This window comes from Zunongwangia profunda SM-A87, assembly GCF_000023465.1.
GTDB lineage: Bacteria > Bacteroidota > Bacteroidia > Flavobacteriales > Flavobacteriaceae > Zunongwangia > Zunongwangia profunda.
Window position 1 is genome coordinate 1258850 of record NC_014041.1, and the last position, 20332, is coordinate 1279181.

The following is a 20332-nucleotide window of genomic DNA, read 5'->3' on the forward strand; positions in this document are numbered from 1 at the left end:
ATTAAACACTAATCTGTATATGAGAAAGTACTTACTTTCAATGTTATTGCTACTTCCTGTGGCATTACTTCAGGCACAGGAGCTGGAAGTAAAAACAAAAGTCGGAAACCCCACAAATAAAATTAACGACGGATTTATAGACGTTGAAGTAACCGGAGGAACCCCACCTTACACTTATAAATGGTCTAATAAAGAGACTCCGCTTAGTTCTTCAAAAGCTGAAGGGCTAACTGAAGGAGTTCCTTACACTGTAGTTGTTCAGGATAGTGATGGGAATACGGCTACGGTAGAAGCTAAGGTGAAAGCTGAAGCGATTACTGAAAAATTTAATGGAATATTTACGCCAGCTGTTGAGGGATTAACAGCTGTTCTTTTTTGGGACCCTTTTGCAGCGATAGGTATTTATGATCCTATTGTGTACGCTGATGTGAAAAATGTCGAAACTCCAGGTTGGAGTGCAGATGTTCAGGATAAGTTTATGCTAAAAAAATGGCTTATAGCAGAAGGTTCGCATGTAGATAAAGGAGAGCAGATAGCTGTAGTGACCTCTACCAAAGGTGGTGATGTTCCCGTTTATGCAAGTGCTGCTGGTAAATTAAAGTACCTGGTAAAAGAAGGAGGCTCAATTTACGATTTTCAAAATACCGAAGATTTAATTGAGACTGGAGCACATTATCTGGCACAAATAAAATATGATGAGCCGGTGATTCTTACCTATCCAAATGGTGACCCTCAATCTCACCCAATACCATTTATTGTGATCTGGTTGATTTTTGGTGCAGCTTTCTTTACGATAAGAATGGGTTTTATTAATATTAGAGGATTTAAGCATTCTTTTGAACTTGCTAGTGGAAAATATGATGATCCAGATGCACCGGGAACGATTACCCATTTCCAGGCCTTAGCGACAGCAGTCTCTGCTACGGTTGGTCTAGGGAATATAGCAGGGGTAGCTGTAGCCGTTTCACTGGGTGGTGCTGGTGCAACTTTTTGGATGATTATTGCCGGTTTACTGGGAATGTCTTCTAAGTTTGTAGAATGTACTCTTGGTGTAAAATATAGACATATTAATTCTGAAGGACGTGTATTTGGAGGGCCTATGAATTATTTACGTTATGGTTTGGAAAAACGTAACATGAAAAGTTTTGGTCGCTTTCTTGCTGGCTTCTTTGCTATTTTAGGTGTAGGAGCTTCTTTTGGAGGAGGTAATATGTTCCAGGCCAACCAGTCTTTTGAGATTTTGTCTGGTCAATTTCCAATGTTAGAAGGAAACGGATTTTGGTTCGGTATTATTTTAGCTGTTCTTGTTGGTGTTGTAATTATTGGAGGAATTAATAGTATTGCAAATGTAACGGGTAAAATTGTTCCCATAATGGCAGCAGTTTATATCATAGGAGCTTTTGTGGTTATTGGAATTAATATTGAAAATATCGGACCGGCATTAACCGCTATTTGGGATGGAGCTTTTAGTCCTTCTGCTTTAAAAGGAGGAGTTATTGGTGTATTGATCGTAGGATTCCAAAGAGCAGCATTCTCTAATGAAGCTGGTGTAGGTTCTGCTGCAATTGCGCACAGTGTGGTAAAAACAAATAATCCTCCTTCTGAAGGCTTTGTGGCATTATTAGAGCCTTTTATAGATACGGTTGTTGTTTGTACATTAACTGCTTTGGTACTGATCTTTACCGGAATGCATGAGGTTGAAGGAGTAGGTGGTACGCAGTTAACATCAGATGCGTTTGCAAGTGTGATCGACTGGTTCCCTTATGTGCTTTCCGTAGCGGTCTTCTTATTTGCTTTTTCAACAATGATTTCTTGGTCGTATTACGGTATGAGAGCCTGGACCTTCCTTTTTGGAAAGAGTACAAAATCAGAACTTATTTATAAAGTATTTTTCTTGGTATTTGTCGTAATTGGAGCTTCCATTAGTCTTGGTGCTGTACTGGATTTCTCTGATATGATGATTTTATCAATGTCTTTCCCTAATATTATTGGTCTTTATATAATGAGTGGAGAGGTTAGAGAGGACCTACGTGAATACTTTAGGAAATTAAAAGCAGGAGAATTATTTACTAAAGACGGTAAGCCAAAGACTACGATGCAATAATAATGTAGTCTAAACATATAAGTATGAAACACTGGAAATCCCATTTCGTTTTCAATAAAAGTGAACGGAATGGGATTTTTGTTTTAATTGCTCTTATTATTATCCTTCAGGTGTTTTATTTTAAGTCTCCTTTTCTATCCCTCGAGGAGGATATTCCCAAAGAAACGAATGCTGAAATTATTCAATTCCAGCATAAATTAGATAGCCTAAAGCAGGTCGATACCGGTAAAGATACTATTTATCCTTTCAATCCTAATTACCTTAAGGACTATCAGGCTTATCGAGTTGGACTGTCTTTAAAAGAGATTGATGCACTATTAGACTTTCGGTCTTCCGGACAATGGATAAATTCTGCCGAAGATTTTCAGAGGATTACCGGTGTTTCAGACTCGGTTTTGGAGCAATTAATCCCTTATTTTAAATTTTCCGAATGGATTACTGATAACAACAATTCAGATTCGATAAAACAAACCGCAGTTTTAAAGTTCGATCTAAATTCCGTGGGTGCTTTAGAACTTCAGAAAGTAAAGGGAATAGGAGAGGTACTTTCCAACCGAATAATAAAGTATAGGGAAAGTATTGGCGGTTATAGAAGTTTAATTCAGTTAAAAGATATTTATGGGCTTTCTGACGAGGTTCGGATCGAGCTTTTAAAATATTTAAATGAAATTCCTCCCAATTTCAACAAAAAGAATATCAACACTATTGGAGTTTTAGAGCTTTCAGAGCTTCCCTATTTTAATTATGACCTGGCAAAAGCAGTTATAGATTACAGAAACCTTCATGAAGGAATAGATTCAATTGAAGTTTTGTTAAAAATAGAGGATTTCCCGGTCTTAAAAATTGATAGAATTCAATTATATTTAAGTTTTAATTGATATATTGTAAAAAAATACTATATTCTTAATTTTAAGTCCATTTTGTAAGGTAAATCTAAAAATGAATTTAATTTAGCGGTATTTTTTATAGAAATAGATCGACTATTTTTTACATTATTAAGATTAAATGAATTCCATGTATTTTACTGAAGAGCATGCTCTATTCAGAGAGAGTTTTAAAGAGTTTTTACAAAAGGAGGTAGTTCCACACATTGATAAATGGGAAGAGACAGGAACTATAGACCGTTTTATTTGGGAAAAGTTTGGTGAAATGGGTTATTTTGGTTTATATCAGCCAGAGGAATATGGAGGATTAGATCTTGATATATTTTATACCATTATATTTCTGGAGGAGTTACAAAAAATAAACTCAGGAGGTTTTGCTGCGGCAATGTGGGCGCATGCTTATTTAGCAATGACACATGTTAAAGTAGAAGCCAGTGAAGAACTAAAAGCAAAATATCTTACTCCAAGTATTAGCGGAGAGAAAATAGGTGCCTTATGTGTTACAGAGCCTTTTGGCGGCTCTGATGTTGCTGGAATGAGATCGACTGCAGAAAAAAAAGGAGATACCTATATATTAAACGGTTCGAAAACTTTTATCACTAACGGGGTTTATGCTGATTATTTAGTTGTGGCTGCAAAAACCAGCCCTGAGCTTAAAAGTAAGGGGATGAGTATTTTTATTGTAAATAGAAATGCGAAAGGAGTTTCTGCTTCAAAGTTGAATAAACTGGGGTGGAGAGCTTCAGATACAGGAGAGATTGCTTTTGATAATGTAGAAATCCCGGCCAGTAATATGTTAGGAGAGGAGAATAAAGGTTTTTCATATATTATGCAGCACTTTGCAATGGAGCGATTGATAATGGGGGTAAATGCGCATGCCAGAGCCGAATTTGCCCTGGATTATGCGATTAATTACATGAATGAGCGGGAAGCTTTTGGGAAGAAGATAAATGAATTCCAGGCCTTAAGACACAAAATCGCAGATATGGTAAGCGAAGTAACGGTTATCAAAGAGTTTAATTATGCTACTGCCTATAAATTAGGAAAGGGAGAGTATCCGGTGAAAGAGGCTAGCATGTCTAAACTTCTAAGTACCAAAATTGCGGATGAAGTAATCTACGGAAGTTTGCAAATGTTAGGTGGCTACGGTTATATGGAAGACTATCCATTAGCGAGAATGTTTAGAGATAGCCGACTTGGACCAATAGGCGGTGGCACCTCTGAAATTTTAAGGGAAATTATCGCCAAAATGGTCATAGATAAGAAAGAGTACAAGGCACCGGTGAAGGAGGTATTTAAATGAAAAAGAGTGGAAAAGTTTGAAAGTTAAAAGTTCTAAGCGTGAAGGTTTGATTTTAGTTTGAATGAGATTGTTCTTGTCGTTTGCATATGAAATCTAATAGTTATTATTTTTTGAGAATGTTACGTTTCACCTTGTACATATTTAATCATCATACGTTATATATTTCACATGAGCTGTACCAGCTGTAGATCGTATATTGTAAATTGTAAACTGGCTAAGTTCAAAGATTTTGATTTTGAAAAGTTTTAGGTTAAGATTAAATAATAAATCAACACTCCATGTAACTCTGCTAAATATCCAATAATGATGGCTTATTCAAGTTTGAAAGTTAAAAGTTCTAAGCGTGAAGGTTTGATTTTAGTTTGAATGAGATTGTTCTTGTCGTTTTCATTTAAAATCTAATAGTCATTGTTTTTTGAGAATGTTACGTTTCACCTTGTACCTTATTTAATCATTATACGTTATACATTTCACATGAGCTGTACCAGCCGTAGACCGTATATTGTAAATTGTAAGCTGGCTAAAGTTCAAAGATTTCGATTTTGAAAAGTTTCAGGTTAAGATTAAATAATAAATCAACACTCCATGTAACTCTGCTAAATATCCAATAATGATGGCTTATTCAAGTTTGAAAGTTAAAAGTTCTAAGCGTGAAGGTTTGATTTTAGTTTGAATGAGATTGTTCTTGTCGTTTTCATATGAAATCTAATAGTTATTGTTTTTTGAGAATGTTACGTTTCACCTTGTATCATATTTAATCATTATACGTTATACATTTTACATGAGCTGTACCAGCTGTAGATTGTAAATTGTAAGCTGACTAAGTTCAAAGATTTTAATTTTGAAAAGTTTCGGGTTTAAGATTTAAGGTTGAATAATACATAAACTCTCCTTTGGTTTTAGATTGAATAGCCAATAGTTGATTGCTTATCGCTAAAAATTATATTTAATCTTTTAAATAAAGTTGCGAGGAAGTAAAATTAGATTATATTTGCACCTTAATTTTCAAAGAAAGGAGGTGGATCTATGTTAATAATACCAGTAAAAGACGGAGAAAACATTGATAGAGCGCTTAAGCGTTTTAAGCGTAAATTCGATAAGACAGGAACAATGCGTCAGCTAAGAAGTCGTCAGCATTTTACAAAACCGTCTGTAGAACGTAGGGCGCAAGTTCAAAAAGCGCAGTATATTCAGCACCTTAGAGATCAGGAAGATATCTAGTATTTCCTTTCTTTTTTAAGAGTGAATATCGGTAAAGAAGCCCTGCTTCTTTGGTAAAAATATAACTGTTGATAGATAAAGTTTTTTAACTTTGTTTGTCAACAGTTTTTTTATGTCTATTCCGAAATTTAAAGATTATCTTCTTTTAGAGAAGAATTATTCCCTCCATACTCTTAAGGCTTATGAAGCCGATCTTCTCTCATTTCATGAATTTTTATTGGCTGAATTTGAATGTTCGGATTTAAAGAATGTGGATTATGCCCAAATCCGGAACTGGATTGTTTCTCTATCAGAATCAGGTGTATCTAATAGAAGTATAAATCGTAAGATCTCTTCGCTAAAATCCTATTATTATTTTCTGCAAAAAGTAGGGGAGCTGTCTATTTCACCTTTACAAAAACATCGGCCGCTTAAAATGGCAAAAAAGCTGCAGGTGCCATTTTCTAAAGTAGAAGTGGCCACTGTAATTAATGATATTGACACGGATAGCTTTGAAGGGATACGCGATAAAGCGATTATAGAGTTGTTTTATTCGGCAGGTTTAAGGCGAATTGAATTGATAAACCTGGGAATTAATGATCTGGATCTTGCCAGACTTAATATTAAAGTGCTTGGGAAAAGAAATAAAGAAAGATATCTGCCGTTATTAAAGAGTGTAGCGAAGACGATTGAATTGTATATAGAGCAACGAAGCCATATTGTGCCTGATACTGCAAAAACTTCCCGTTTATTTATCTCTTCTAAAGGAGACAAAATGAGCGAAAGTCTTGTTTATAGAATAATAAATACTTATTTTAGTAAGGTGTCGGCTAAAGTAAAGAAAAGTCCTCATATACTTAGACATTCCTTTGCCACGCACTTATTGAATGAAGGAGCAAACTTAAATGCGGTAAAAGAACTCTTAGGTCATTCTAGCCTGGCGGCTACTCAGATCTATACGCATAATAGTATTGCAGAGCTCAAAAATATTCATTCGAAAGCTCATCCTCGTAACAATAAGGACTAGCTTAACCTTTTTGTTTAATTAAATTTTTGAAATTATGAAAGTAAACGTGCAATCTGTAAACTTTAACGCAGATCAGAAGCTGATTGGTTTTATTCAGAAAAAAATGGATAAACTAGAGAATTTCTACAGCAAGGTTATTTTTGCGGATGTTTATCTGAAAGTTCAGAAAACAAGTGATAAGGAAAATAAGATTACAGAAATTTTGCTGAGTATTCCAGGAGGGGATGTTATGGTGAAAAAGACGTGTAAAACTTTTGAAGAGTGTGTAGATGAGTGTGTTAACTCATTGCAAAGACAGTTGATTAAACGTAAGGAAAAGTCCAAAGCTTATGCTTAGACAAAAAAATCTCAAAAATATATTTTGAGATCTAAATAATTTATATACATTTGCAGTCCGTTAGAAATAGCGGACTTTTTTATTGTGAAAAGTAAAGTGTTGCCGATGTAGCTCAGCTGGCTAGAGCAGCTGATTTGTAATCAGCAGGTCGTGGGTTCGAGTCCCTCCATCGGCTCTGAAATTTTGAATCTGAAAGCTTTAGTTTGCTTAATTTATTGAAAATTAACAAACTAGAAATTTTTCGAATTTTTTTTGAAAAAAGCTTTGGATGGTGCTGTAAAATTACTTTAATTTGCAGCCGTTTTGATACCATCATAAAGCTGGCCTTTGGGTTGTAGTTCTATGAAATAATGGTATGATAATTTTGAGGGGAGATACTCAAGCGGCCAACGAGGACAGACTGTAAATCTGTTGGTTTTTACCTTCGCAGGTTCGAATCCTGCTCTCCCCACATAAGGAATTCAAGATTTAAAAATTTAAGATTCGAAGTTGAATTTTTAAATATTAAATATTGGATAAATAAGCGGGAGTAGCTCAGTTGGTAGAGCGTCAGCCTTCCAAGCTGAATGTCGCCGGTTCGAACCCGGTCTCCCGCTCAACAAAATTATTAAATGAGATCAATGATATCCGTAAGCTATTATTAGCTTATGGTTTTTGTTGTTTAAAGCAATCGGGTAGCTTAGCTATCCATGTTTGCCGACGTAGCTCAGGGGTAGAGCGCTTCCTTGGTAAGGAAGAGGTCACGAGTTCAATTCTCGTCGTTGGCTCTGGTTTAGTATAAAATTGAACACTAATATATAACTAAGATTAAATAAGTATTAATTATGGCAAAGGAAACTTATGATCGTTCCAAACCGCACTTAAATATAGGTACGATTGGACACGTAGATCACGGAAAAACTACTTTAACAGCAGCTATTACTAAGGTGTTAGCTGACGCTGGATATTCTGAAGCTAGAGCTTTCGATCAAATCGATAACGCTCCTGAGGAAAAAGATAGAGGTATTACCATTAACTCTTCTCACGTAGAGTACGCGACTGCAAACCGTCACTATGCTCACGTTGACTGTCCGGGTCACGCCGATTACGTTAAGAACATGGTAACTGGTGCTGCTCAGATGGACGGTGCTATCCTTGTTGTTGCTGCGACTGATGGTCCTATGCCACAAACTCGTGAGCACATCCTTCTTGGTCGCCAGGTTGGTATCCCAAGAATTGTTGTGTTTTTAAATAAAGTTGACCTTGTAGATGATGAGGAGCTTCTTGAGCTAGTAGAAATGGAAGTTAGAGATTTACTTTCTTTCTACGAGTATGATGGAGATAATGGTCCTGTAATTTCTGGATCTGCTCTTGGTGCTTTAGAAGGTGATGATAAATGGACACAGTCTGTTTTAGATCTTATGGAAGCTGTTGATAACTGGATTGAGTTACCACAGCGTGATGTTGATAAACCATTCTTAATGCCAATCGAAGATGTATTCTCTATTACTGGTCGTGGTACAGTAGCAACTGGACGTATCGAAACTGGTGTAGCTAATACTGGAGATCCTGTAGAGATTATTGGTATGGGTGCTGGTAAATTGACTTCTACAATTACTGGAGTAGAAATGTTCCGTAAAATTCTTGATAGAGGTGAAGCTGGTGATAACGTGGGTCTTTTATTAAGAGGTATCGAGAAAACTCAGATCTCTAGAGGTATGGTAATTACTAAACCTGGATCTGTAACTCCTCATGCTAAGTTTAAGGCAGAGGTTTATATCCTTAAAAAAGAAGAAGGTGGACGTCACACTCCATTCCATAACAACTACCGTCCTCAGTTCTACGTACGTACAACTGATGTGACAGGAACAATTAGTCTTCCTGAAGGAGTAGAGATGGTAATGCCAGGTGATAACCTTACAATTACTGTTGATTTGATTCAGCCTATTGCAATGAACGTTGGTCTACGTTTCGCTATCCGTGAAGGTGGTAGAACTGTAGGTGCTGGTCAGGTAACTGAAATTTTAGACTAATCATAGTTTGAATATATAAGGTATCCTGTGAAGAGCAGGATACCTTCTCTTTATCTTACGGGTTTAGCTCAGTTGGTAGAGCACTGGTCTCCAAAACCAGGTGTCGGGAGTTCGAGCCTCTCAACCCGTGCAAATACTTTAAGGAATGGCAGGAATTGTTAATTATATATCAGAGTCTTATAACGAGTTGAAAAACCATGTTACCTGGACAAGTTGGCCTGAAGCTCAAAGGCTAACAATTCTAGTTGCAGTTTTTTCTATTATTTTTTCTTTAGCTATTTGGGGTGTTGATACTTTATTCAGTACCGTGATTGAGCAATACTTTGAATGGGTAAAATCGTAAACTAGTTATGGCAGAAGTTAAGGATAAGAAATGGTATGTAGTTCGTGCCGTAAGTGGACAAGAAAATAAAGTAAAAGATTATATAGAGCGTGAAATTTCCCATATGGGTATGGAAGACTGGGTGGATCAGGTATTGGTTCCTACAGAAAAGGTTATCCAGATTAGAAACGGGAAGAAGATTAATAAGGAGAGAGTATACTTTCCTGGATATATAATGATTCAGGCCAATTTAGGTGGCGAAATTCCTCATATTATTAAAGGTATTAACGGAGTGATCGGTTTTCTTGGAGAAACAAAAGGTGGTGATCCTGTCCCACTTAGACAGTCTGAAGTTAATCGTATGCTAGGAAAAGTAGATGAGTTATCGGTTAAAACTGATAATGTTGCGATTCCTTTTACTCTTGGGGAAACTATTAAAGTAATTGATGGTCCTTTTAATGGTTTCAATGGAACTGTTGAGAAAATTAATGAAGAAAAGCGTAAGCTTGAAGTTATGGTTAAGATCTTTGGTAGAAAAACACCATTAGAGCTTAGTTATATGCAAGTTGAAAAAATATAATTGTTACAAATTTTTTGATAGTTTTTTATTTGCTTCCACTCTAATAAACTATCTTCTAAAAATGTAAAAAATGGCAAAAGAAGTAAGTAAAGTTGTAAAACTACAAGTTCGCGGAGGTGCTGCTAACCCTTCACCACCAGTTGGACCTGCTTTAGGTGCTGCCGGAGTTAATATCATGGAATTCTGTAAGCAATTCAATGGTAGAACTCAGGATAAACAAGGTAAAGTGCTACCAGTAGCTATTACTGTTTATTCTGATAAATCATTTGATTTTGTTATCAAAACTCCACCAGCAGCAGTACAGCTAATGGAAGCAGCAAAAACAAAAAAAGGTTCAGGAGAGCCTAACAGAAAAAAAGTAGCAAGTGTATCTTGGGATCAAATAAAAGAGATTGCTGAGGATAAAATGCAGGATTTAAATGCATTTACTATCGAATCTGCAATGAAAATGGTCGCTGGTACAGCTCGTTCTATGGGTATAACAGTAAAAGGTGATGCACCGTTTTAATCCAAAAAGAATTTAGAAAATGGCAAAGTTGACTAAAAAACAAAAAGAAGCTCAATCTAAAATCGAAAAGGGTAAAGCCTATACGGTTGCTGAAGCTTCTGCTTTGATCAAAGAAGTTTCTAGCGAGAGCTTTGACGCTTCTGTGGATTTAGCGGTACGTTTAAATGTAGATCCTCGAAAAGCTAACCAAATGGTTAGAGGGGTGGTTACATTACCACACGGGACAGGTAAAGATGTTAAGGTTCTTGCCTTAGTAACTCCAGATAAAGAAGAGGAAGCTAAGAACGCAGGTGCTGATTATGTAGGTCTTGATGAATACCTTGATAAAATTAAAGGTGGTTGGACGGATGTAGATGTGATCATCACTATGCCTAGTGTTATGGGTAAATTAGGACCGTTAGGACGTGTTTTAGGTCCTAGAGGTTTAATGCCTAACCCTAAAACCGGAACTGTGACTATGGATATCGCTAAAGCAGTATCTGATGTGAAGGCTGGTAAAATCGATTTTAAAGTTGATAAAACCGGTATCGTTCACGCTGGTATAGGTAAAGTATCTTTTAATCCAGATAAAATAGCCGGTAACGCAAGAGAATTATTAACGACGCTTGTAAAACTTAAACCTCAGGCAGCTAAAGGTGTATACATTAAAAGTATCCACATGTCCAGTACAATGGGGCCTGGTGTAGCAATAGATACAAAAAGGTTTACTGAGCAATAATAAGGTATTATGACAAGAGAAGAAAAATCAAAAGTAATAGAAGATTTAACTGCCCAGTTAGCTGATACTTCAACTATCTATATTGCAGATATCTCAGGTTTGGATGCCGGAACAACCTCTAATTTACGTAGAGCTTGTTTTAAAGCTAATGTAAAACTTGCGGTAGTTAAGAATACGTTACTAACTAAAGCAATGGAAGCCTCTGATAAAGATTTTGGAGATCTTCCAACAACTTTAAAAGGTAACACCTCTATAATGATTGCTGAAACTGGTAATGCGCCAGCTAAAGTAATTAAAGAATTCAGAAAGAAAAACGAGAAGCCTGTTCTTAAAGGTGCTTTTATTGATGAAGCAATTTATGTTGGAGATGAGTATTTAGAAGCTCTTTCTAATATTAAGTCTAAAGAAGAGGTTGTTGGAGATATCATTGGATTACTTCAATCTCCTGCTAAAAACGTTGTTTCTGCACTTAAATCAAGTGGAGGCAAACTTGCAGGGATACTTAAAACTCTTTCAGAAAAAGAGGACTAGTATAGTACGCACTTTTTAATAAATATAACTTTTACAAAAATTTTAAAACGATAGAAAATGGCAGATTTAAAAGAATTCGCAGAACAATTAGTTAACTTAACAGTTAAAGAAGTAAACGAGTTAGCTGATATATTAAAAGAAGAGTATGGTATTGAGCCTGCTGCTGCAGCTGTAGCTGTTGCTGGTGGAGCTGCTGCTGGTGGTGAGGAAGCTGCTGAAGAGCAAACTGAATTTGATGTAATTCTTAAAGCTCCAGGTGGATCTAAATTAGCAGTTGTAAAACTAGTAAAAGAATTAACAGGTCTTGGACTTAAAGATGCTAAGGAATTAGTAGATGGAGCTCCAAAAGCAGTTAAAGAAGGAGTTTCTAAAGATGAAGCTGAAGCTTTAAAATCTCAATTAGAAGAAGCAGGAGCTGAGGTTGAGCTTAAATAAGCTTGACGAGAGCAATGTTATTTAGGTTTAGGCCTCAGGATACGCTCCTGAAGGTCTAAACCCTTTTGCGTATATGGAGCTAATGCTTTTTTCGCAAGCAATTTTTATATAAATTATAATCCGTCCATTGATGTTAGCAAAGCAAACTGAAAGATTTAGTTTCTCTTCTGTAAAGAACAGACCTGACTATCCAGATTTTTTGGATATTCAGATCAAATCTTTCCAGGATTTCTTTCAATTAGAAACAAAATCAGAAGAGCGGGGAAATGAAGGCCTTTATAACACCTTCCTTGAAAACTTCCCAATTACGGATACCCGTAACCAATTTGTATTAGAATTTTTAGATTATTTTGTAGACCCACCAAGATATTCTATTCAAGAGTGTATTGAGCGTGGTCTTACATATAGTGTACCTTTAAAAGCAAGGTTGAAACTATATTGTACAGATCCAGAACATGAGGATTTTGAAACTATCGTACAGGATGTTTATCTAGGGACAATTCCTTATATGACCCCTAGTGGGACTTTTTGTATTAATGGTGCAGAGCGTGTTGTAGTTTCTCAGCTTCACCGTTCTCCGGGAGTATTCTTTGGACAATCTTTCCATGCAAATGGAACAAAATTATATTCTGCCAGAGTAATTCCTTTTAAAGGTTCCTGGATAGAATTTGCTACCGATATTAATAGCGTTATGTATGCTTATATCGATAGAAAGAAAAAATTACCTGTAACCACTCTTTTCCGCGCAATTGGATTTGAGCGCGATAAAGATATTCTTGAAATTTTTGATCTTGCTGAAGAAGTAAAAGTTTCAAAAACAGGTCTTAAGAAAGTTTTAGGTAGAAAGTTAGCGGCTCGTGTGCTTAACACATGGTACGAAGATTTCGTAGATGAAGATACTGGTGAAGTTGTTTCTATCGAGCGTAACGAGATTGTTTTAGATCGTGATACCGAATTAGATAAGGATCATATAGAAGAAATTCTTGAAACAGGAACCAAAACAATTCTTCTTCATAAAGAAGACAATTCTACTGGTGATTATGCTATTATACATAATACACTACAAAAAGATCCAACAAACTCTGAAAAGGAGGCGGTTGAACATATTTACCGTCAATTACGTAATGCTGAACCGCCAGATGAGGAAACTGCACGTGGAATAATCGACAAATTATTCTTCTCAGATCAGCGTTATAGTTTAGGAGAAGTTGGTCGTTATAGAATGAACAAAAAACTTGGTCTTGATGTTGCCATGGATAAGCAGGTGCTTACCAAAGAAGATATCATTACCATTGTAAAATATTTAATTGAGCTAATTAACTCTAAGGCAGAGATCGATGATATCGATCACTTATCTAACCGTCGTGTTAGAACTGTTGGAGAACAATTATCTCAGCAATTTGGTGTTGGTTTAGCCCGTATGGCTCGTACGATTCGTGAAAGAATGAACGTTCGTGACAACGAGGTATTTACACCTATCGATTTGATCAATGCGAAGACACTTTCTTCTGTGATCAACTCATTCTTTGGTACCAACCAGTTGTCTCAGTTTATGGATCAAACGAACCCATTGGCTGAGATTACTCATAAACGTCGTCTTTCTGCATTAGGACCTGGTGGTCTTTCCAGAGAGCGTGCTGGTTTCGAGGTTCGTGACGTTCACTATACTCATTACGGAAGATTATGTCCTATTGAGACTCCTGAAGGTCCTAACATTGGTCTTATTTCTTCACTTTCTGTTTATGCGAAAGTTAATGGAATGGGATTCATTGAAACACCTTATAGAACCGTAGAGGATGGAAAGATTAATATTTCTGAAGAGCCTATTTATTTAAGTGCAGAAGAAGAAGAAGGAAAGAAAATTGCGCAGGCAAACATTCCATTGGGAGATGACGGAACTATTGATACCGATAAGGTAATTGCACGTATGGAAGGTGACTTCCCGGTTGTGGATCCTAAAGAGGTACATTATACCGATGTTGCTCCAAACCAGATTTCATCAATTTCTGCGTCTTTAATTCCTTTCTTGGAACACGATGATGCGAACCGTGCGTTGATGGGATCTAACATGATGCGTCAGGCAGTTCCTTTATTAAGAGCAGACTCTCCAATCGTGGGAACTGGATTGGAAAGACAAGTGGCTACAGATTCTCGTGTATTGATTAATGCGGAAGGAGAAGGAGAAGTAGAATACGTAGACGCACAAAAGATTACAATTAAATACGATCGTACTGAAGAAGAAAGAATGGTAAGTTTCGATTCAGATTCTAAAACTTACGATCTTATTAAATTCCGTAAAACGAACCAGGGAACTTCAATCAACCTTAAACCAATTGTTAGTGTAGGAGATAGAGTAACTAAAGGTCAGGTATTATGTCAGGGTTATGCAACCGATAAAGGAGAACTTGCTCTTGGACGTAATATGAAAGTTGCCTTTATGCCCTGGAAAGGATATAACTTCGAGGATGCGATTGTAATTTCAGAGAAAGTTGTAAGAGACGATATCTTTACATCTATTCATATTGATGAGTATTCATTAGAAGTTCGTGATACTAAATTAGGTAACGAAGAGCTTACTAACGATATACCTAATGTTTCAGAGGATGCTACTAAGGATCTTGATGAGCATGGTATGATTAGAATTGGTGCTGAAGTGAAGCCGGGAGATATTCTTATTGGTAAGATCACTCCTAAAGGGGAAAGTGATCCTACGCCAGAAGAAAAACTTCTTAGAGCGATCTTTGGTGATAAAGCGGGAGACGTTAAAGACGCTTCTTTAAAAGCTTCACCATCATTAAGTGGTGTGGTAATTAACAAGAAGTTATTTGCCCGTGCAATTAAAGATAAGCGTAAGAGAGCACAAGATAAAGAAGATGTTGCTGTTTTAGAGAAAAAGTACGAAGCGAAGTTTGCTGTGCTTAAATCTCAGTTAGTAGATAAGTTATTTGCTATCGTAGGTGGAAAAACAGCTCAGGGTGTTCAAAATGATCTTGGAGAAGAGGTACTTCCTAAAGGTAAGAAGTATACCTTAAAGATGTTAAACTCTGTTGATGATTATACGCATCTTACTCAGGGTACCTGGACTACAGATGATCATACCAACGCGCTTGTAGCAGATCTTCTTCATAATTATAAAATTAAAGAGAACGATCTTCAGGGTAATTTAAGAAGAGAGAAGTTTACAATCTCTGTAGGGGATGAGCTTCCATCTGGAATCTTAAAACTGGCTAAGGTTTACATCGCTAAGAAACGTAAGCTTAAAGTAGGGGATAAGATGGCAGGACGTCACGGTAACAAAGGTATCGTTGCTCGTATTGTTCGTCAGGAAGATATGCCGTTCTTAGATGACGGAACTCCTGTTGATATTGTATTGAACCCACTTGGGGTACCTTCTCGTATGAACATTGGTCAGATTTATGAAACTGTTCTTGGATGGGCAGGTCAGAAATTAGGGAAAAAGTATGCAACTCCAATTTTCGATGGTGCATCTTTAGACAAGATCAATGAGTTAACAGACGAAGCAGGAATTCCACGTTTTGGTCATACATATTTATTTGATGGTGGTACCGGTGAGCGTTTTGATCAGAGAGCGACAGTAGGTGTAATTTATATGCTGAAATTAGGTCACATGATCGATGATAAAATGCACGCTCGTTCTATTGGGCCATACTCCCTTATTACTCAGCAACCACTTGGTGGTAAAGCTCAGTTTGGAGGTCAGCGTTTTGGTGAGATGGAGGTTTGGGCTCTTGAAGCATACGGTGCTTCAAGTACCTTAAGAGAAATCTTAACCGTAAAATCTGATGACGTGATAGGAAGGGCTAAGACTTACGAAAGTATCGTTAAAGGAGAGCCTATGCCAGAACCAGGATTACCAGAATCTTTCAATGTATTAATGCATGAATTGAAAGGTCTTGGACTGGATTTAAAATTAGAAGAATAAAACACTGTTTTTCGGAGCGGCCATTAAACCGCTCCGATTTTCAGTATTTTCACAATAATTAGATAGCAGCATTTATTATGGCTAGAAATAATGATAAGAATACAGTACAGAGATTTAATCAAATCTCTATCGGTTTAGCTTCTCCCGAGTCTATCCTCGCAGAATCTCGTGGTGAAGTTCTTAAACCGGAAACTATCAATTATCGTACGCACAAACCTGAGCGTGACGGATTGTTCTGTGAGCGTATTTTTGGTCCTGTGAAGGATTACGAATGTGCCTGTGGAAAATATAAAAGAATACGTTACAAAGGAATCGTGTGTGACCGTTGTGGTGTAGAGGTAACAGAAAAGAAAGTTCGTAGAGACCGTGTTGGGCACATCAATTTGGTAGTTCCTGTAGCTCATATCTGGTATTTCCGTTCTTTACCCAATAAAATTGGGTATTTACTAGGGCTTCCTTCTAAGAAATTAGATATGATTATTTACTACGAGAGATACGTGGTAATTCAGCCTGGTAATGCAAAAAATGAGAATGGAGATCCTTTAAAGAAAATGGATTTCTTAACTGAAGAAGAGTATCTTAATATTTTAGACGAACTTCCTCAGGAAAATCAATATTTAGAAGACAGCGACCCAAACAAGTTTATCGCAAAAATGGGAGCTGAATGTCTTATTGAAATTCTTAGAAGAATTGACTTAAATGAACTTTCATACGAATTAAGACATAAAGCAAATAACGAAACTTCAAAACAACGTAAAACAGAGGCTTTAAAGCGTCTTCAGGTTGTAGAAGCACTTCGTGACGCGAATAAAAACCGCGAGAATTTACCAGAGTGGATGATAATGAAAGTTATCCCGGTAATTCCACCAGAATTAAGACCTCTTGTGCCTTTGGATGGTGGTCGTTTTGCCACTTCAGATCTTAACGATCTTTATAGAAGGGTAATTATTCGTAACAACCGTTTGAAGCGTCTAATGGAAATTAAAGCTCCTGAAGTAATCTTACGTAACGAAAAGCGTATGCTTCAGGAATCTGTAGATTCCTTATTCGATAATACAAGAAAATCCTCAGCAGTAAAAACTGATTCTAACCGTCCGCTTAAATCCCTTTCGGATTCATTAAAAGGTAAGCAGGGACGTTTCCGTCAAAACTTACTTGGTAAGCGTGTGGATTATTCAGCACGTTCTGTAATCGTTGTGGGACCAGAACTTAAAATGTTCGAATGTGGTCTTCCAAAGAATATGGCGGCAGAGCTTTACAAGCCTTTTGTAATTAGAAAATTAATCGAAAGAGGTATTGTAAAAACAGTAAAATCTGCGAAAAAGATTATAGATAAAAAAGAGCCGGTGGTATGGGATATCTTAGAGAATGTTCTTAAAGGACACCCTGTATTACTAAACCGTGCTCCTACGCTTCACCGTCTTGGTATCCAGGCATTCCAGCCTAAACTTATCGAGGGGAAAGCGATACAATTACACCCATTGGCCTGTACGGCTTTTAATGCCGACTTTGATGGGGATCAGATGGCAGTGCATTTACCACTTGGGCCAGAGGCTATTTTAGAGGCACAATTATTAATGTTGGCTTCTCATAACATCCTTAACCCTGCAAATGGTTCGCCAATTACAGTACCTTCTCAGGATATGGTTCTTGGTCTGTATTATATGACCAAGCTTAAGCGATCTACAGATGAAGAGCCTGTTTTAGGTGAAGGCTTAACTTTCTATTCAGCTGAAGAGGTGGTTATTGCTTATAACCAGAAGAGAGTAGATCTTAACGCTCCTATTAAAATTAGAGCGAAAGATTACAATGAAGAAGGAAAGTTAGTATACCAGATTATAGAGTCTACGGTAGGTAGAGTGTTGTTTAACGAAACGGTACCAGAAGTAGCGGGATATATTAATGAGGTACTTACTAAAAAATCACTTCGTGAAATTATTGGTAAGATTCTTAAATTAACCAGTGTTCCTGAAACTTCAGAATTCCTTGATAAGATTAAATCTCTTGGATATGGATTCGCATTCCGCGGTGGGTTATCTTTCAGTTTAGGTGATATTATTATCCCTGCTGAAAAACAAACGATGATCGACGAGGCAAATGAGCAGGTAGAAGGGATCATAGGTAACTATAACATGGGTCTTATTACCAATAACGAGCGTTATAACCAGGTAATTGACATTTGGACTTCAACAAATGCGGGCCTTACCGAATTAGCGATGAAGCGAATTCGTGAAGATAAGCAAGGATTTAACTCGGTGTTCATGATGCTTGATTCTGGAGCTCGTGGATCTAAAGAGCAGATTCGTCAGCTTACCGGTATGCGTGGTCTTATGGCGAAACCTAAAAAATCGAACTCTGGTGGAGGTGAGATTATCGAAAACCCAATTCTTTCTAACTTTAAAGAAGGTCTTTCGATTCTTGAATACTTTATCTCTACTCACGGTGCTCGTAAAGGTCTTGCGGATACCGCACTTAAAACGGCAGATGCGGGTTATTTAACTCGTCGTTTGGTGGATGTTTCTCAGGACGTTATCGTAAACGAAGAAGACTGTGGAACATTAAGAGGGGTAGAAGTTAGACCGCTTAAAAAGAACGAAGAGATTGTTGAGTCTCTTGGAGAAAGAATTTTAGGGCGTATTTCTTTAAATGATGTATATAATCCAACTACAGACGAGTTGATCGTAGAAGCTGGAGCAGAAATCACTGAAGAAATCGTTGAAATTATAGAGAATGCACCAATCGAAAGTGTAGAAGTGCGTTCACCACTTACCTGTGAAGCGAAGAAGGGAATTTGTGTAAAATGTTACGGTCGTAACCTTGCAACAAATAAACTTGTTCAAAGAGGGGAAGCTGTAGGTGTTGTAGCTGCTCAGTCTATTGGGGAGCCTGGTACACAGCTTACACTTCGTACCTTCCACGTAGGAGGTATTGCAGGAAACATTTCAGAAGAGAACAAACTAATTACCAAGTTTGATGGTGTTGCTGAAATTGATGATCTAAAAGTTGTAAAAGGTGAAGCTCCAGATGGTAGCACCTCAGATATCGTAATTTCGCGTACTGCAGAGATTAAGGTTAAGGACAAGAAGACAGGTGTTGTTTTAAGTACAAACAACATTCCTTACGGTTCTGAAATCTTTATCGAAGATGGGGTGGAAATCGCTAAAGGAACTACAGTATGTCAGTGGGATCCTTATAACGGTGTGATTATCTCTGAATTTGCGGGTAAGATAAAATACGAAAACGTAGAACAGGGAGTTACTTATCAGGTTGAGATTGATGAGCAAACAGGATTCCAGGAAAAAGTAATTTCTGAATCCCGTAATAAAAAGCTTATCCCAACATTGCATATTTTAGGTAAGAAGGACGAGGTTATTCGTTCTTATAACCTACCGGTAGGTGCTCACCTTATGGTAGACAATGCTGAAAAAATTGGTGTTGGTAAGATTTTAGTGAAGATTCCTCGTAAATCATCTAAAGCTGGTGATATTACTGGTGGTCTTCCTAGGGTAACCGAGCTTTTTGAAGCGCGTAATCCATCTAATCCAGCTGTAGTTTCAGAAATTGATGGTGTTGTTTCATTTGGTAAAATTAAACGTGGTAACCGTGAAATTATCGTTGAGTCTAAATTTGGAGAGATCAAGAAATATTTAGTAAAACTTTCGAACCAGATCTTAGTACAGGAAAATGATTATGTTCGTGCCGGTATGCCACTTTCTGACGGTTCTATAACTCCAGAAGATATCCTTAACATTAAAGGACCAAATGCAGTACAGCAGTATCTTGTAAACGAAGTACAGGAAGTTTATAGACTACAAGGGGTGAAGATTAATGATAAGCACTTTGAGGTTGTAGTACGTCAGATGATGCGTAAAGTAAGAATCGTTGATCCAGGAGATACTATCTTCTTAGAAAACCAATTAGTTCATAAATCAGACTTTATTGAAGAGAATGATAAGATCTTCGGAATGAAGGTTATCGAAGATGCTGGTGAATCAGAAAACCTTAAACCAGGACAAATTGTATCGCTAAGAGAGCTAAGAGACGAAAATTCTCAGCTTCGTAGAGAAGACAAAAACCTGGCTTCCGCAAGAGACGTTGTTGCAGCAACTGCAACTCCGGTTCTTCAGGGTATTACCAGAGCATCGCTTCAAACCAAGTCATTTATCTCTGCGGCATCCTTCCAGGAAACTACTAAGGTGTTGAACGAAGCTGCGGTAAGCGGTAAGATCGATTCTTTAGAAGGACTTAAGGAAAATGTAATTGTTGGTCATAGAATTCCAGCAGGTACAGGTATGCGTAAATATGATAGTATCATCGTAGGTTCTAAAGAAGAATTTGACGAAATGCTAGAGAAAAAGCAGGAAGTTAATTATAACTAAAGAGTAATAAGAAATCACTTATTTCTATTATAAGAAAAACCTCACAGTC

15 protein-coding genes and 5 tRNA genes are annotated in these 20332 nt (G+C 37.1%); all 20 read left to right on the forward strand.

The genetic code is table 11. The annotated features are described in order from the left end of the window. The first annotated feature begins 19 nt into the window (after positions 1-19). The 20 genes from ZPR_RS05515 (at position 20) to rpoC (ending at position 20283) form a co-directional block, all read left to right on the forward strand. Positions 20-2104, forward strand: coding sequence for an amino acid carrier protein (locus ZPR_RS05515; RefSeq protein ID WP_041579674.1), 2085 nt, complete (start codon positions 20-22; stop codon positions 2102-2104). A 23-nt stretch (positions 2105-2127) separates the two neighbouring features. Beyond that, positions 2128-2982 (forward strand): ComEA family DNA-binding protein, encoded by an 855-nt coding sequence (locus ZPR_RS05520; RefSeq protein WP_013070648.1) that lies wholly within the window; start codon positions 2128-2130, stop codon positions 2980-2982. Between the two features lie 127 nt (positions 2983-3109). Beyond that, entirely contained in the window at positions 3110-4291 is a 1182-nt protein-coding gene (locus ZPR_RS05525) for an acyl-CoA dehydrogenase family protein (RefSeq protein WP_041578711.1), read from the forward strand. Positions 4292-5317: 1026 nt separating this feature from the next. Next, the gene (rpsU, locus tag ZPR_RS05530; protein ID WP_013070650.1) at positions 5318-5512 is read left to right on the forward strand and encodes a 30S ribosomal protein S21; all 195 of its coding nucleotides are present in this window, start codon (positions 5318-5320) and stop codon (positions 5510-5512) included. 112 nt (positions 5513-5624) lie between these two features. Next, complete coding sequence (locus ZPR_RS05535; RefSeq protein ID WP_013070651.1) at positions 5625-6518, forward strand: tyrosine-type recombinase/integrase; 894 nt, start codon at positions 5625-5627, stop codon at positions 6516-6518. A 34-nt stretch (positions 6519-6552) separates the two neighbouring features. Continuing rightward, a complete protein-coding gene (gene hpf, locus ZPR_RS05540; protein WP_013070652.1) occupies positions 6553-6855 on the forward strand; it encodes a ribosome hibernation-promoting factor, HPF/YfiA family in 303 nt (100 codons plus the stop codon). A gap of 101 nt (positions 6856-6956) precedes the next feature. Beyond that, positions 6957-7030: transfer RNA gene (locus ZPR_RS05545), tRNA-Thr, on the forward strand. Positions 7031-7223: 193 nt separating this feature from the next. Continuing rightward, a tRNA-Tyr gene (locus ZPR_RS05550) sits at positions 7224-7306 on the forward strand. A gap of 72 nt (positions 7307-7378) precedes the next feature. After that, positions 7379-7451: transfer RNA gene (locus ZPR_RS05555), tRNA-Gly, on the forward strand. Positions 7452-7550: 99 nt separating this feature from the next. Next, positions 7551-7622: transfer RNA gene (locus ZPR_RS05560), tRNA-Thr, on the forward strand. A 57-nt stretch (positions 7623-7679) separates the two neighbouring features. After that, positions 7680-8867: an elongation factor Tu gene (tuf, locus tag ZPR_RS05565; RefSeq protein WP_013070653.1), complete on the forward strand. Its 1188-nt coding sequence runs from the start codon at positions 7680-7682 to the stop codon at positions 8865-8867. Between the two features lie 57 nt (positions 8868-8924). Then, positions 8925-8997: transfer RNA gene (locus ZPR_RS05570), tRNA-Trp, on the forward strand. 15 nt (positions 8998-9012) lie between these two features. Further along, a complete protein-coding gene (gene secE, locus ZPR_RS05575; protein WP_013070654.1) occupies positions 9013-9210 on the forward strand; it encodes a preprotein translocase subunit SecE in 198 nt (65 codons plus the stop codon). Between the two features lie 7 nt (positions 9211-9217). Beyond that, entirely contained in the window at positions 9218-9769 is a 552-nt protein-coding gene (gene nusG / locus ZPR_RS05580; RefSeq protein ID WP_013070655.1) for a transcription termination/antitermination protein NusG, read from the forward strand. A 70-nt stretch (positions 9770-9839) separates the two neighbouring features. Further along, positions 9840-10277, forward strand: a complete 438-nt coding sequence (gene rplK, locus ZPR_RS05585) for a 50S ribosomal protein L11 (RefSeq protein WP_013070656.1) — start codon at positions 9840-9842, stop codon at positions 10275-10277. A gap of 19 nt (positions 10278-10296) precedes the next feature. Further along, positions 10297-10995 carry a 50S ribosomal protein L1 gene (gene rplA / locus ZPR_RS05590; protein ID WP_013070657.1) on the forward strand — a complete coding sequence of 233 codons (699 nt, stop codon included), beginning with the start codon at positions 10297-10299 and terminating at the stop codon, positions 10993-10995. Between the two features lie 9 nt (positions 10996-11004). Next, entirely contained in the window at positions 11005-11526 is a 522-nt protein-coding gene (gene rplJ, locus ZPR_RS05595; RefSeq protein ID WP_013070658.1) for a 50S ribosomal protein L10, read from the forward strand. A gap of 57 nt (positions 11527-11583) precedes the next feature. Then, positions 11584-11961: a 50S ribosomal protein L7/L12 gene (rplL, locus tag ZPR_RS05600; RefSeq protein ID WP_013070659.1), complete on the forward strand. Its 378-nt coding sequence runs from the start codon at positions 11584-11586 to the stop codon at positions 11959-11961. A gap of 130 nt (positions 11962-12091) precedes the next feature. Then, entirely contained in the window at positions 12092-15904 is a 3813-nt protein-coding gene (rpoB, locus tag ZPR_RS05605; RefSeq protein ID WP_013070660.1) for a DNA-directed RNA polymerase subunit beta, read from the forward strand. A gap of 77 nt (positions 15905-15981) precedes the next feature. Further along, a complete protein-coding gene (gene rpoC / locus ZPR_RS05610; protein WP_013070661.1) occupies positions 15982-20283 on the forward strand; it encodes a DNA-directed RNA polymerase subunit beta' in 4302 nt (1433 codons plus the stop codon). Positions 20284-20332 lie beyond the last annotated feature (49 nt).

Coding starts and splice junctions, on each gene's coding strand:
- ZPR_RS05515 (WP_041579674.1), top strand. CDS start 20: ATGAGAAAGTACTTACTTTCAATGTTATTGCTACTTCCTGTGGCATTA.
- ZPR_RS05520 (WP_013070648.1), top strand. CDS start 2,128: ATGAAACACTGGAAATCCCATTTCGTTTTCAATAAAAGTGAACGGAAT.
- ZPR_RS05525 (WP_041578711.1), top strand. CDS start 3,110: ATGAATTCCATGTATTTTACTGAAGAGCATGCTCTATTCAGAGAGAGT.
- rpsU (WP_013070650.1), top strand. CDS start 5,318: ATGTTAATAATACCAGTAAAAGACGGAGAAAACATTGATAGAGCGCTT.
- ZPR_RS05535 (WP_013070651.1), top strand. CDS start 5,625: ATGTCTATTCCGAAATTTAAAGATTATCTTCTTTTAGAGAAGAATTAT.
- hpf (WP_013070652.1), top strand. CDS start 6,553: ATGAAAGTAAACGTGCAATCTGTAAACTTTAACGCAGATCAGAAGCTG.
- tuf (WP_013070653.1), top strand. CDS start 7,680: ATGGCAAAGGAAACTTATGATCGTTCCAAACCGCACTTAAATATAGGT.
- secE (WP_013070654.1), top strand. CDS start 9,013: ATGGCAGGAATTGTTAATTATATATCAGAGTCTTATAACGAGTTGAAA.
- nusG (WP_013070655.1), top strand. CDS start 9,218: ATGGCAGAAGTTAAGGATAAGAAATGGTATGTAGTTCGTGCCGTAAGT.
- rplK (WP_013070656.1), top strand. CDS start 9,840: ATGGCAAAAGAAGTAAGTAAAGTTGTAAAACTACAAGTTCGCGGAGGT.
- rplA (WP_013070657.1), top strand. CDS start 10,297: ATGGCAAAGTTGACTAAAAAACAAAAAGAAGCTCAATCTAAAATCGAA.
- rplJ (WP_013070658.1), top strand. CDS start 11,005: ATGACAAGAGAAGAAAAATCAAAAGTAATAGAAGATTTAACTGCCCAG.
- rplL (WP_013070659.1), top strand. CDS start 11,584: ATGGCAGATTTAAAAGAATTCGCAGAACAATTAGTTAACTTAACAGTT.
- rpoB (WP_013070660.1), top strand. CDS start 12,092: ATGTTAGCAAAGCAAACTGAAAGATTTAGTTTCTCTTCTGTAAAGAAC.
- rpoC (WP_013070661.1), top strand. CDS start 15,982: ATGGCTAGAAATAATGATAAGAATACAGTACAGAGATTTAATCAAATC.